This window comes from Streptomyces scabichelini (assembly GCF_011045015.1).
In the GTDB taxonomy this organism is placed as follows: Bacteria; Actinomycetota; Actinomycetes; order Streptomycetales; family Streptomycetaceae; genus Streptomyces; species Streptomyces scabichelini.
In genome coordinates this window covers 1-11903 of record NZ_JAAKZY010000286.1, presented here as the reverse complement: position 1 = coordinate 11903, position 11903 = coordinate 1, and the positions used below count along the sequence as shown (strand labels likewise).

13 protein-coding genes are annotated in these 11903 nt (G+C 69.0%); 10 read left to right on the top strand and 3 right to left on the bottom strand.

What is annotated here, in order from left to right:
• The first annotated feature begins 176 nt into the window (after positions 1-176).
• The 3 genes from lipA (at position 177) to G5C60_RS45935 (ending at position 2398) form a co-directional block, all read left to right on the top strand.
• Positions 177-1142 carry a lipoyl synthase gene (gene lipA, locus G5C60_RS45945; RefSeq protein ID WP_165269428.1) on the top strand — a complete coding sequence of 322 codons (966 nt, stop codon included), beginning with the start codon at positions 177-179 and terminating at the stop codon, positions 1140-1142.
• Positions 1143-1420: 278 nt separating this feature from the next.
• Positions 1421-1636 carry an SCO2195 family GlnR-regulated protein gene (locus G5C60_RS45940; protein ID WP_165269426.1) on the top strand — a complete coding sequence of 72 codons (216 nt, stop codon included), beginning with the start codon at positions 1421-1423 and terminating at the stop codon, positions 1634-1636.
• A gap of 60 nt (positions 1637-1696) precedes the next feature.
• Complete coding sequence (locus G5C60_RS45935) at positions 1697-2398, top strand: DUF4191 domain-containing protein (RefSeq protein ID WP_165269424.1); 702 nt, start codon at positions 1697-1699, stop codon at positions 2396-2398.
• 438 nt (positions 2399-2836) lie between these two features.
• Here the strand turns inward: G5C60_RS45935 and G5C60_RS45930 are convergent, their stop codons facing one another.
• The gene (locus G5C60_RS45930; RefSeq protein WP_165269422.1) at positions 2837-3304 is read right to left on the bottom strand and encodes an RDD family protein; all 468 of its coding nucleotides are present in this window, start codon (positions 3302-3304) and stop codon (positions 2837-2839) included.
• A 200-nt stretch (positions 3305-3504) separates the two neighbouring features.
• Here G5C60_RS45930 and glnA point away from each other — a divergent pair, with 200 nt between their 5' ends.
• The 3 genes from glnA (at position 3505) to pspAB (ending at position 6613) form a co-directional block, all read left to right on the top strand.
• Positions 3505-4914 (top strand): type I glutamate--ammonia ligase, encoded by a 1410-nt coding sequence (gene glnA, locus G5C60_RS45925; protein ID WP_165269420.1) that lies wholly within the window; start codon positions 3505-3507, stop codon positions 4912-4914.
• Positions 4915-5102: 188 nt separating this feature from the next.
• Positions 5103-6023: a zinc metalloprotease HtpX gene (htpX, locus tag G5C60_RS45920; protein ID WP_165269418.1), complete on the top strand. Its 921-nt coding sequence runs from the start codon at positions 5103-5105 to the stop codon at positions 6021-6023.
• A 2-nt stretch (positions 6024-6025) separates the two neighbouring features.
• Positions 6026-6613 (top strand): PspA-associated protein PspAB, encoded by a 588-nt coding sequence (pspAB, locus tag G5C60_RS45915; protein ID WP_165269416.1) that lies wholly within the window; start codon positions 6026-6028, stop codon positions 6611-6613.
• Positions 6614-6637: 24 nt separating this feature from the next.
• On the opposite strand, the gene G5C60_RS45910 is transcribed toward pspAB, so the two are convergent.
• Positions 6638-6919: a hypothetical protein gene (locus G5C60_RS45910; RefSeq protein WP_165269414.1), complete on the bottom strand. Its 282-nt coding sequence runs from the start codon at positions 6917-6919 to the stop codon at positions 6638-6640.
• Positions 6920-7282: 363 nt separating this feature from the next.
• On the bottom strand, positions 7283-7591 hold the full coding sequence (locus G5C60_RS45905) for a hypothetical protein (protein ID WP_165269412.1): 309 nt from the start codon (positions 7589-7591) through the stop codon (positions 7283-7285).
• A 327-nt stretch (positions 7592-7918) separates the two neighbouring features.
• Here G5C60_RS45905 and G5C60_RS45900 point away from each other — a divergent pair, with 327 nt between their 5' ends.
• The 4 genes from G5C60_RS45900 (at position 7919) to G5C60_RS45885 (ending at position 11778) form a co-directional block, all read left to right on the top strand.
• Positions 7919-8404 (top strand): PH domain-containing protein, encoded by a 486-nt coding sequence (locus tag G5C60_RS45900; RefSeq protein ID WP_338146121.1) that lies wholly within the window; start codon positions 7919-7921, stop codon positions 8402-8404.
• A complete protein-coding gene (locus G5C60_RS45895; protein ID WP_165269408.1) occupies positions 8401-10095 on the top strand; it encodes a PH domain-containing protein in 1695 nt (564 codons plus the stop codon). The genes G5C60_RS45900 and G5C60_RS45895 overlap by 4 nt, the downstream gene beginning before the upstream one ends.
• Positions 10096-10153: 58 nt before the next feature.
• On the top strand, positions 10154-10999 hold the full coding sequence (locus tag G5C60_RS45890; RefSeq protein WP_165269406.1) for a hypothetical protein: 846 nt from the start codon (positions 10154-10156) through the stop codon (positions 10997-10999).
• Between the two features lie 146 nt (positions 11000-11145).
• A complete protein-coding gene (locus G5C60_RS45885) occupies positions 11146-11778 on the top strand; it encodes an RlpA-like double-psi beta-barrel domain-containing protein (RefSeq protein ID WP_165269404.1) in 633 nt (210 codons plus the stop codon).
• Positions 11779-11903 lie beyond the last annotated feature (125 nt).

Genomic DNA, 11903 nt, shown 5'->3' with positions numbered 1-11903 from the left:
CCCCCCTGGCGGGGGCCTGGGGGCGCAGCCCCCGCGGATGGGACGGGTAGGGGCGGCGGGGGCGAGGAAAACCTGGGGAATGCCACCCCGTTCCGCCAGGTTGCCCACCTCGGGGACCGAGAATGTACGGGCGTACCCTGGGGGACGCCGAAGAATCGAAGCACAGGGAGCCGGTCGTGTCCGCAGTCGCACCCGACGGACGCAAGATGCTGCGCCTGGAGGTCCGCAACAGCCAGACCCCCATCGAGCGCAAGCCCGAGTGGATCAAGACCCGGGCGAAAATGGGTCCCGAGTACACGAAGATGCAGAACCTCGTGAAGAGCGAAGGGCTGCACACGGTCTGCCAGGAGGCGGGCTGTCCGAACATCTACGAGTGCTGGGAGGACCGCGAGGCCACCTTCCTCATCGGCGGCGACCAGTGCACCCGACGCTGCGACTTCTGCCAGATCGACACCGGCAAGCCGGAAGCGCTGGACCGTGACGAACCCCGGCGTGTGGGCGAGTCCGTGGTCACCATGGATCTCAACTACGCCACCATCACCGGCGTCGCGCGTGATGACCTGGAGGACGGCGGCGCCTGGCTGTACGCCGAGACCGTGCGCCAGATCCACCAGCAGACGGCGAACCGCGCGGACGGCCGCACCAAGGTCGAGCTGCTGGCTCCCGACTTCAACGCCGAGCCGGCCCAGCTCGCCGAGGTCTTCTCCTCCCGCCCGGAGGTCTTCGCGCACAACGTCGAGACGGTTCCGCGGATCTTCAAGCGCATCCGCCCCGGCTTCCGCTACGACCGCTCGCTGAAGGTCATCACCGAAGCCCGCGACGTCGGCCTGGTCACGAAGTCCAATCTCATTCTCGGCATGGGCGAGACCCGCGAGGAGGTCAGTGAGGCGCTCAGGCAACTGCACGACGCCGGCTGCGAGCTCGTCACCATCACTCAGTACCTGCGCCCGTCCGTGCGCCACCACCCCGTGGAGCGCTGGGTCAAGCCGCATGAGTTCGTGGAGCTGAAGGAGGAGGCCGAGCAGATCGGCTTCTCGGGCGTGATGTCCGGTCCGCTGGTGCGCTCCTCGTACCGGGCCGGACGGCTGTACCAGATGGCCGTCGAGAAGCGCGGCGCGTACGTCGCGTCGCAGGCCGTCTGACACGCCGTACGACATGGTCGGTGGCACGGAGTGCCATATGAGTGTGTGAATCTGCGCACAAGAAACTACCCACAAGTAGTGGCCGATACGACGCGGTTCTGACCGTCCCCGCAGATGGGGGCCACCGTCAGGGCCGCGTCAGTGTTTTCGGGCTTCGCATCAAGGCTTCATTGGCGTTTGACCGGTCGGTCACGCCCTGGTAACACCAATCAGTGACGCTGCTCTTACGCCACGTACAGAACTGATCCAGAGCCGCTATCCGAGGGGGGACCTCCAACATGCAAGCCGCGCCCGTACGCGCAACAGCGATTCCGTCTTTCACCGATGCACTCCGTGCCGTCGAGTCGATCCTCATGAGCGGCGGACAGCGCACCGCCCGCCGTAACGCCTGGACCTCCGTCCTGGAGGACCGCCGCCGCGCCAAGGACAGGGTCGAGGCGCAGCGTGTCCTGGAGCAGTCGGTCCTGGAGCAGTCGTTCGCCCCTCGCCCGTGACCCGCCACTCACGTGGCACCGCCGTCGTCGGCGCTTTCCGCGCCACGTAGACTTCTCGGCATGGCGAGGAAGGAAAACGCAGCGGACGCTGCGAACCCCGGGCGACTCAAGCAGATTGCCCTGACCTACAAGATGACCCGCAGGGCCGACTCCAAGATCGGTCTTGTACTCGCGGCTGTCGGAATCGTCACCTTCGGTGTCTTCCTTGCGATCGGTTTCTTGATCGGTCACCCGATCTATCTCGGCATTTTCGGTTTCCTGTGCGCCTTCCTCGCGATGGCGATCGTCTTCGGACGCCGGGCCGAGCGTGCTGCCTTCGGGCAGATGGAGGGTCAGCCGGGAGCGGCGGCCGCGGTGCTCGACAACATGAAGCGCGGCTGGACGACGACCCCGGCGGTGGCGATGAACCGCCAGCAGGACGTGGTGCACCGGGCCGTCGGCAAGCCGGGCATCGTGCTGGTCGCCGAGGGCAACCCGAACCGGGTGAAGGGACTGCTGGCCGCCGAGAAGAAGCGGATGGCCCGGATCGTCTCGGACGTGCCCGTACACGACATCCTCGTCGGAACCGGTGAGGGGCAGGTCGAGCTCAAGAAGCTCCGCACGACGATGCTGAAGCTGCCGCGTGTGCTGAGCGGGCCTCAGGTCACCGCGACGAATGACCGGCTGCGCGCTCTGGGCGACCTGATGAGCAACATGCCCCTTCCGAAGGGGCCGATGCCGAAGGGCATGCGGATGCCTCGCGGTGGTCCGAAGATGCGGTAGCGCTGCCGCTGAGTTTGGCTGGACAGCGGAGGGCGCCCGGAACTTGTGAGTTCCGGGCGCCCTTCGGCGTTTGTCGGGGGTGGTTCTGCGGTTTGGCGGCTGCGGGTCCGTCGTGGCTGGTCGCGCCCGCGCGGCGGAGCCGCAAATTGATATATTCCCGCGCCCCTTAAAAGCAAAAGCCTGCGCCTCCCCGCGGCCCCTTAGTGGGCCGCACCCGAAGCCGCGCGGCCCCTGAGCAGGCCGCCTCCCGAAGCTGCGCGCCCCTGAGCAAGCCGCCCCCCGAAGCTGCGCGCCCCTGAGCAAGCCGCCCCCCGAAGCTGCGCGCCCCTGAGCGGGCCGCCCCGAAGGAGAGCGCGCCCCCTGCAGGCCGCCCTGAAGGAGAGCGCGCCGGTGAGTGGGGCGCCCCCGAAGGGCCCGTCCACTCACCGGCGCGTTCCTTCAGATCCGTACCTCTACCGTGCGGGCCAAGCGGTCGTGCAGGCCCCTGCCGTCGCGGTCCCAGATCAGGGCGGGGATGGCGACGCACAGCAGGACCGTGCGCAGGAGGGTGCGGAGTGGGTTGACCGTGCCGGTGTCCAGGGCGAGGACCCGCAGGCCGAACAGGCGCTTGCCCGGGGTGGAGCCGATCGTGCCGACGGTCAGGACGCTCAGTACGAAGAAGATCAGCAGCGCCCAGTTGCCCGTCGCCTGGTTGTAGCCGTCGGTGAGCAGCCCGTATGCGATCAGGAGGCACAGGCCCCAGTCGACGGCGAGGGCGCCGAGGCGCCGTCCGGGGCGGGCGATCGAGCCGGGGCCCGACTCCGGCAGGCCCAGCTGCTCGCCCCGGTATCCGAAGTCGGCACCGGCTTCCTCCGCGGCCGCGCGCGGTCCGGAGAGCCACGATCCGATTGCTTGCCTGTTGTCCACCTGTCCACGGTACTGCGCACGTTTTGGTATCCGGACAGGTGGGGTCACCCGGGCCGAGGTCGGTTAACTTGGGCGAAACAAATGGGTCACGCTTGAGAAACCACCCGTCCCTATCGTCGGGCTCAGCGTGTGCCACCGCACTGGCCGCACGAACGAACTACCATCCCGGTCTGGCGACGGTCGGGAGTAGGAGGAGCTGGATGTTCCAGAACGCCGACGAGGCCAAGAAATTCATCGCGGACGAGGACGTCAAGTTCGTAGACGTCCGCTTCTGCGACCTGCCTGGTGTGATGCAGCACTTCACGGTGCCGGCAGAGGCCTTCGACCCGACCGAGGAACTGGCCTTCGACGGCTCCTCGATCCGCGGCTTCCAGGCCATCCACGAGTCCGACATGGCGCTCCGGGCCGACCTGTCCACCGCGCGCGTCGACCCGTTCCGCCGCGACAAGACGGTCAACATCAACTTCTTCATCCACGACCCGATCACGGGCGAGCAGTACTCCCGTGACCCGCGGAACGTGGCGAAGAAGGCGGAGGCCTACCTCGCGTCGACCGGTATCGCCGACACCGCGTACTTCGGCCCCGAGGCCGAGTTCTACATTTTCGACAGCGTGCGTTTCGAGACCAAGTCGAACGAGGCCTTCTACCACATCGACTCCGAGGCGGGCGCCTGGAACACCGGTGCGCTGGAGGACAACCGCGGCTACAAGGTCCGTTACAAGGGCGGTTACTTCCCGACCCCGCCGGTCGACCACTTCGCCGACCTGCGTGCCGAGATCTCCCTGGAGCTGAACAAGGCCGGTCTCCAGGTCGAGCGCCAGCACCACGAGGTGGGCACCGCAGGACAGGCCGAGATCAACTACAAGTTCAACACGCTGCTCGCCGCGGCCGACGACCTCCAGCTCTTCAAGTACATCGTGAAGAACGTCGCCTGGCGCAACGGCAAGACGGCGACCTTCATGCCGAAGCCGATCTTCGGTGACAACGGCTCGGGCATGCACGTCCACCAGTCGCTGTGGGCGAACGGCGACCCGCTGTTCTACGACGAGGCGGGTTACGCGGGCCTCTCGGACACCGCCCGCTTCTACATCGGCGGCATCCTCAAGCACGCGCCTTCGCTGCTGGCCTTCACCAACCCGACGGTGAACTCGTACCACCGTCTGGTGCCCGGCTTCGAGGCCCCGATCAACCTGGTGTACTCGCAGCGCAACCGCTCCGCGGCCATGCGTATCCCGATCACGGGCTCGAACCCGAAGGCCAAGCGGGTCGAGTTCCGCGCGCCGGACTCCTCCGGCAACCCGTACCTCACCTTCGCGGCCCTGATGCTGGCCGGCCTGGACGGCATCAAGAACAAGGTCGAGCCGGCCGAGCCGATCGACAAGGACCTGTACGAGCTGGCTCCCGAGGAGCACGCGAACGTCGCGCAGGTCCCGACCTCGCTGCCGGCCGTCCTCGACTCCCTCGAGGCCGACCACGAGTTCCTCCTCCAGGGCGACGTCTTCACGTCCGACCTGATCGAGACGTGGATCGACTACAAGCGCACGAACGAGATCGCTCCGCTCCAGCTGCGTCCGCACCCGCACGAGTTCGAGCTCTACTTCGACGTGTGACCGACGCGTAGGCCTCCCCGCCTTCAGAGCCCCGTCACCGCCCCTCGTGGGCGGCGGCGGGGCTCCGTCGTTCTTTGCCTGCCATGGGCCGAACGGAACCTGTTCATGGACAAACGGCTCCTGTTCCTTGAACACGGTCGGCGCACAATGGATGACGGGACGAGTGCCCGATATGCGGGGTGATCGTAATGAGGAGCCGATTCCAGCCCGACCGGCAGCTGAACACGCGGATGGGGGTCACGCTGTTCCTGCTGGGGCTGTTGTACGTGGCGTTCGTCGCCGCGTTGATCGTGCTGCTGAAGTCGTGGGTGCTGGTCGTGGTGGTCGCGGCGGCGCTGCTGGGCGCGCAGTACTGGTTCTCGGACCGGATCGCGATGTACGCGATGCGCGGGCGGGTCGTGGAGCGGGAGGAGTATCCCGAACTGCACGCCGTGATCGACCGGCTCTGTGCGATCGCGGACATGCCCAAGCCGGTGGCCGCCGTGTCGAACATGGACATGCCTAACGCGTTCGCGACCGGGCGGAACCCCGACCACGCCGTGGTCTGTGTGACCACCGGGCTGCTGCGGCGGCTGGAGCCCGCGGAGCTGGAGGGCGTACTGGCGCACGAGATGTCGCACGTGGCGCACAAGGACGTGGCGGTGATCACGGTCGCCTCGTTCCTCGGTGTGATCGCGGGGCTGATCGTGCGGTTCGCCTTCTACTCGCAGCTGTTCGGCGGGGGACGCAGGGACCAGAACACCGCCGCCGTCTTCGCGGCCGTGATGGGGGTGTCCGCGGCCGTGTACGCGATCAGCTTCCTGCTGATCCGGGCCCTGTCCCGCTACCGGGAACTGGCCGCGGACCGGGCCGCGGCGCACCTCACCGGCCGCCCCTCGGCGCTGGCCTCCGCGCTGACCAAGGTCTCCGGCGACATCGCCCGGATCCCCACCAAGGATCTGCGCACCGCGCAGGCCTTCAACGCCTTCTACTTCACCCCGGCGACCGGTAAGCAGCCCGGCATCGAGCGGTACTTCTCCACCCACCCGAGCCTGGAGCAGCGGCTCGATCAACTGGGGCGGATCTCCGCCGAGTTGGGTGAGGCGGCGGAGCCGGGGAGGGCGGACTGAGGATGGGGATGCTGGACATCCTGCTCGGCCGTACGAAGCCGGTGGCGCCCGATCTCGACCAGCTCTTCGGGCTGCCGTCGGCCGCCGTCACCCTGGAGGCGGCGGCCGGGTTCACCCCGACCGGGCACGGCTCGGTGTGCTTCGCGACGGTCGAGGGGGCGGCCTTTGATGACGTACGACAGGACGTGCGGGCGCTGTTGGACGCGGATGCCGAGCGGACTGGGCCGCCTGTGGAGGTGGCCCGGGACGATTACGGGTACACATGGCTGGTCTCACGGCGGGAGCCCGGCGATCTGCCGGCCCTCGTCAGTGATCTGCACGCGGTGAACAGTGCACTGGAGGGCAGCGGGTTCGGGCCCCAGCTGCTGTGTTCCGTGGTCGGCTTCGAGGACGGTGAGCAGCGGCCGCTCGGGCTCGTCTACCTCTACAAGCGCGGGAGCTTCTACCCGTTCGCGCCGCTCCCCGGTGGCGGCGAGCGGCGCGACAACGCGTTGGAGTTGCAGGTCAGGGCTGTGCTCGCGAACGACCTGCGGGTGGAGCAGGATCTGAACCGCTGGTTCCCGATCTGGGGTGCGCCCGGGCTGGGTTAGCCCTGCCGGGTCAGCCCGACCGGGTCAGCCTTTCGGGCGGGACGCCCAGGGGCGCTCGCGGCGGTAACGGCGCTCCCACCTGGCCTGGCGGTCACGGCGCTGACGGTACGCCCGGTAGCTGTCGTCGAAGCGACCCGAGGAACCCGAGGATCCCGATCCCGAGGGTCCGCCGGACGACGTGGACGGTCCCGTCCGGCCATAGCGGACGTGCAGGTAGAGCAGCGCGGCCGCGGCGATCCACCAGACGGGGTTGCTGAAGCCCATGACGACCAGAGCGAGGATCGCCAGGATGATCAAGGTTCCCATGACGAGCCTCCTTTGCGTAAACGTTAGGACCTTGAGGTTTGAGACGGCCCGACGCGGCGCGGGACGAACGCCCGTTCGTCGGTGGGTTGAGAGTAGCCCTCAGGATGCCGGGTGATACCTCTTCGGCGGAAACGAATATTGCCCGGGGCAGGCGGAGGCGGGAGGGGCCGCGCCCCTTCAGCAACATGGCCCCGCGCCCCTGAAGGGGCGCGGGGCCATGGCCAGCTGCAAGGTTTTTAGGGGCGCGGGGCTGTATCAATTTGCGGCTCCGCCGCGCGGGCGCGACCAGCCACAACGGACCCGCAGTCGCCCGCGAACCCTACCCACCACCCCCGAAGGCGCCCCGCTCGACCGCCGGAGGCGTCAGCGGGCGTAGCGCATCAGGGCTCGGACCATGTGACAGGTCGTGTCCGACGGCGGGTGGACGCCGATGAGTTCGGCCGTGCTGCGGATCTTCTCGTTGCGGGCCTGGTTGGGCAGGTAGACGCCGGAGTCCAGCAAGGCGATGGCGAGCCGCATCGCCTTGAGGCGGCGGTTGTGCGTGATGTACCAGTCGCGCGGACGCCCCGGCGGGAGCGGGCGCTTCTCGACGGGCTCGTACGGGAGGTCCAGCGGAACCGGCCTCTTGGCTGTGGACTGCGTGGGCAGCGCGCGGAGTGCGGCAGCGGGCACGGGCATCCTCCTGTCGCGGTCAGGGAGCCATCCGTCGGCGCCCTCGAACACTGCTTCCAGTTTACTGCCCGCCACTGACATCGAGACAGGCCGAAGAGGCCATCAAAGGACCAGGTGAGGAAGGGAATTGGCGCAGCGTCACACCAGGTCTTGAAGGTGCGCATGAGGCTGCGTCAATTCGAACAAAGGCCTCGGCAAGCACGTACGTTCTTCGCCTCGTCCACAGGGCTGGCGACAGCTGGCGACAGGAGGCGCGGCCAGACGTACATTCCAGGCACAGAGCCGCGGCCCGGACCGCTCCGGCACTCGCGTCGGGAGGCATTGCCCGTGACCGATCCGCACACTCCGCGCAACCATGTCGACCCCAGAGCCCGGTTGTACTGGATGGCCACTGAAGGGCTCGCCTTCGTCGTGGTCCTGGGGCTGCTGCTGGGAGTGGGCGCGCTGTGGCCCGGTGCCCGCTCGGTGCTGTTCTGGATCGCCGTCGTCGTCGCGGTGCCCGGGCTGGCGTACACGCTGGTGATGCCACCGCTGCGGTACCGGGTGCACCGCTGGGAGGCCGACGACACGGCCGTCTACGCCCGTACCGGATGGTGGTCGGTCGAGTGGAAGGTGGCGCCGCTGTCCCGGGTGCAGACGATCGAGGCGACACGCGGTCCCGTGGAGCAGTGGTTCGGACTCTCGTCGGTACGCGTCACCACCGCCTCCTCGCACGGGGCGGTGGTGATCCAGGGACTGGACAGGGACGTGGCCGACGTCCTCGTGGCGTCACTGACCAGGGCGACGCAGCGCACATCGGGGGATGCGACATGACAGCTCAGCGGGATGTGCCGGCTGCCGATCCGGGGCGCGAGCCGGAGGTTTTGTCCGCAGACCCGGACCCGGACCCGGACCCGGACCCGGGGCCGGAGCCGGAGCCGGAGCCGGGGCCGGAGCCGGGGCCGGGGCCGGGGCCGGAGCCGGGGCCGTGGCTGCGACTGAGCCCGCGGATGGCGGGAGCGGCGGCGGTACGGCTCGTGGTGGGGGCGGTGCCCGGGGCACTGGCGTATCTGCTGCTGGACAGCACCGACAGGTCGCAGGGCTACAGCCTCCTGGCCATCGCGGCGCTCGTCGTCCTCAGGCCCGCCGCCTACCTGCTGAAGTATCTGAAGTTCCGCTATCGCGTGACCGGCACCGAACTCCAGGTGCGTACCGGGCTGTTGTTCCGCAGCTTCAGCAGGGTGCCGCTGGACCGGGTCCGTACGGTCGATATCACGGCGAAGCCGGTGCTGCGGCTGTTCCGGCTGGCCGGCGTGGTGGTGGGAACGGGCCGCAAGGTGTCCGGCGGCGAGGGCACCATCGCGCTGGACGCGGTGCGCGCCGACACGGCGCATGAGCTGCGGGCGACCCTGCTGGCGCTCGCCGGGCTCTCCGAACCCCGCGCACCCGACGCCGAAGAGGCCGCCCCCGGCTGGACACCCGTGCTGACGCTGCGATGGCGCTGGGCGGTGTTCCAGATGTTCTACATCTGGTCCATGGTGACCCCGCTCGCGCTGGTCGGTGCCTCCTACCAGGTCCTGCCGCTGCTCGGGTGGAGCCCGCACGATCTGGCGGCCCGATGGTTCACGGACAACCCGGCGGACCTGCCGACGGCCGGGGCCGTCGCCGTCGTGGTCGCCCTGACCGTGGCGCTGGGCCTGTGCGGCGGCGCGCTGAGCTTCGCCCTGCAATGGTGGGACTACCGGCTGGAGCACGACCGGCAGGGCCGGTTCCGCTCGACCCGGGGCCTGTTCACCACACGCTCGTTCACCGTCGACCGGGCCCGGGTGCGCGGCGTGACGCTGCGCGACTCCCTGACCGTACGGGCACTGGGCGGGACGCGGCTGGCACCGATCCTGACCGGGGTGAGCCTGGGTCAGGAATTCTCCGACAACGGGCGGCTGTTGCCGGCCACCACCCCCGAGGCCGCTCTGCGGGTGGCCAATCCGCTGCTCGGCGCCGTGTCCCAGCCGCTCACCGCTGAGCGGCTGGGACACGGCTGGCTGCGGCCGCACCCACGCTCGGCCGGGTTCCGGATACTGGCGCGTTATCTGGCGGCTGACGGCGCCCTGGCCGCGACGCTGCTCCTGCCGGTACGGCTGTGGGACCGGACACCGTTGCTGATGCTGCTGCCGGCCGTCCTCGCGGTCGTGCATCTGCCGGCGGCGTACGGCTATCACCGCAATCTCGGGCACCGGCTCGCCGACGGCCATCTCTTCGCGCGCCGCGGCTTCTTCGTCCGCCGCACGGATGTGGTGCAGATACGCGGCGTGTGCGGGACGACGGTGCGTCAGTCGCGGCTCCAGCGGCGGCTCGGCCTGGCCGTGCTGCGGCTGGCCACAGCGGCGGGTGAGCGGGTGTACACGGTGCCGGACCTGCGACTGGCCCAGGCGACCGCCCTGGCCCGCATCGTGCTCGACCAGGAGGACGGGGCCGCGGTCCTGACGCGTACGGATGAGGCGGTACATGATGATCTGCCACGGTAGTTGCGGGTTTGCCGGGTGACCGGGTAGTAGGCGGGTCGCGCTGTTACTCTCCGCCGCCATGACCTTTGGTGATCAAGGAATGTCGTACGGGCCGCCCGATCCCTATGCCCAGTGGGTGGCCCAGCAGGAGCGGCTGCGCCGAAGACGGCGGACCCGGCGCGCGGTCGGGAGCGCGGTGGGCGTCGTGCTCGTGGCGGCGGTCGCGGCCGGGGGCGTGGTGTACGCGGGAGACGGGGACGGCGGGGCCGGTGAAGGGGAAGCGGTGCCTGCCGTCACCTCCCCTTCTCCTTACCCTTCCCCTCCCCTCTCCACCTCCGACTCCCCCTCGCCCGCCGTTCCCTCCGTGGTGGTCGATTCGCCGTCCGGGGCGCCCTCGTCGTTGCCCTCGCTGCTCAAGCGGCCGATCGTGCGGCCGGAACAGGCCTTCCCCGAGAAGAACGTACGGGTGAAGGACGGTTCGACGTACGAGCGCGTGGACATGGCCGCGACGTCCGAGTGCGCGCGCGGGATGTCACCGGAGCTCGCCTCGCTCATCGAACAGGGCGAGGAGTGCGCGCAGTTGACCGCCGCGCTGTTCACCGATGCGGAGCGGCGTTCGCAGGTGACGGTCACCGTGTTGAGTTTCCGGCGGGCCGAGGACGCCTCGCGGGTCTTTGCGATGGCCTCGATCGATCCGGTGACGTACCAGGTGGTCTCGCTCGATCCACCCCCGGAGGCCGGGCTGCCGACTGTGCCGCCCGGCTCTGCGGGGGTGTTCCAGCGGCTGATGACGGTACGGTCCGTCGTCTTCGCGAACGGGCAGTGGGGGGACGGTGCCGAGACGGGCGAGGAGGCGCTGAACGCGCAGACGGCCGGGCTGCTGGAGTACGTGAATGACAAGGTCGTGGCGCATGAGGACGGCTGAGGATTACGCAACTTCTTTTGTGATCTACGTTACTTGAGTGACTCGTGCTAACTACTGAGTAACCCTGTTCGGTATCTCGTACATAGCGGCGTACTCCCCGCTCACGACCGGCCGCCGACAGGGCGGCCGGAGACAGGAGGCGCAGCATGTCGCGTAGAAGGACCCTCGGTACGAAGCAGAAGCTCGCGTTGTTGGTGAGTGCCGCGGCGGTGGCCGGGGGCGGGGCCTTCGCCCTGGCGGCCACGTCGAACGCGGCGCCCGTCGACTCGCCGCAGTCCTCGACGGCCTGCGACGGGCTGGCCACGGCGCTCGCGAACAACGAGAAGTTCATCGAGGAGCAGCGCGCCAACCCCGACGCACAGTCCGAGGCCCGGATCGCCAACCGGGAGGCGGTCGTCGAGGAGATCCAGCGCAAGCAAGCGGCGTCCGGGTGCACGATCGGGGAGCTGGCCCAGGGTTCCCCGACCGAGCAGGCCGCGTCGGCTCCTGCGGACGCCTCCGGTGACGCGGCGGGGGCGGGGGCCGCCGACGGTGAACAGGTCTGTGCCGGCTCGACCGTCACACTCTCCGGTGAGGCGGGCACTCCGGCCGCGTCCAGCAACCAGTTCCCGGCCGGTACGAAGCTGAAGGTCACGAATCTGGACAACGACAAGTCCACGACCGTGGAGGTCACATCGGCCTCCGGCAGCTGCGTCCTACTGAACGACGCGGCGTTCGAGCAGGTCCGCGAGCCGGGCAAGTTCCTGATCCGCAACGCACGCATCGAGAAGGTGACCTGACGGCTGCCTTCGGCGGTTGAGTGGCCGGGGCGCCCCTTTTAGGGGCGCGGGGAACTGCGCGACAAGCCACAACGAACCCGCAGCCGAGCTACGACCCCTCAGGGGGGCCTGGGGGCGCAGCCCCC

What these genes read in the sequence shown, in the direction of transcription:
- G5C60_RS45940 (WP_165269426.1), top strand. Translation starts at nt 1,421, where the DNA reads ATGCAAGCCGCGCCCGTACGCGCAACAGCGATTCCGTCTTTCACCGAT.
- G5C60_RS45935 (WP_165269424.1), top strand. Translation starts at nt 1,697, where the DNA reads ATGGCGAGGAAGGAAAACGCAGCGGACGCTGCGAACCCCGGGCGACTC.
- glnA (WP_165269420.1), top strand. Translation starts at nt 3,505, where the DNA reads ATGTTCCAGAACGCCGACGAGGCCAAGAAATTCATCGCGGACGAGGAC.
- htpX (WP_165269418.1), top strand. Translation starts at nt 5,103, where the DNA reads ATGAGGAGCCGATTCCAGCCCGACCGGCAGCTGAACACGCGGATGGGG.
- pspAB (WP_165269416.1), top strand. Translation starts at nt 6,026, where the DNA reads ATGGGGATGCTGGACATCCTGCTCGGCCGTACGAAGCCGGTGGCGCCC.
- G5C60_RS45910 (WP_165269414.1), bottom strand. Translation starts at nt 6,919, where the DNA reads ATGGGAACCTTGATCATCCTGGCGATCCTCGCTCTGGTCGTCATGGGC.
- G5C60_RS45895 (WP_165269408.1), top strand. Translation starts at nt 8,401, where the DNA reads ATGACAGCTCAGCGGGATGTGCCGGCTGCCGATCCGGGGCGCGAGCCG.
- G5C60_RS45890 (WP_165269406.1), top strand. Translation starts at nt 10,154, where the DNA reads ATGACCTTTGGTGATCAAGGAATGTCGTACGGGCCGCCCGATCCCTAT.
- G5C60_RS45885 (WP_165269404.1), top strand. Translation starts at nt 11,146, where the DNA reads ATGTCGCGTAGAAGGACCCTCGGTACGAAGCAGAAGCTCGCGTTGTTG.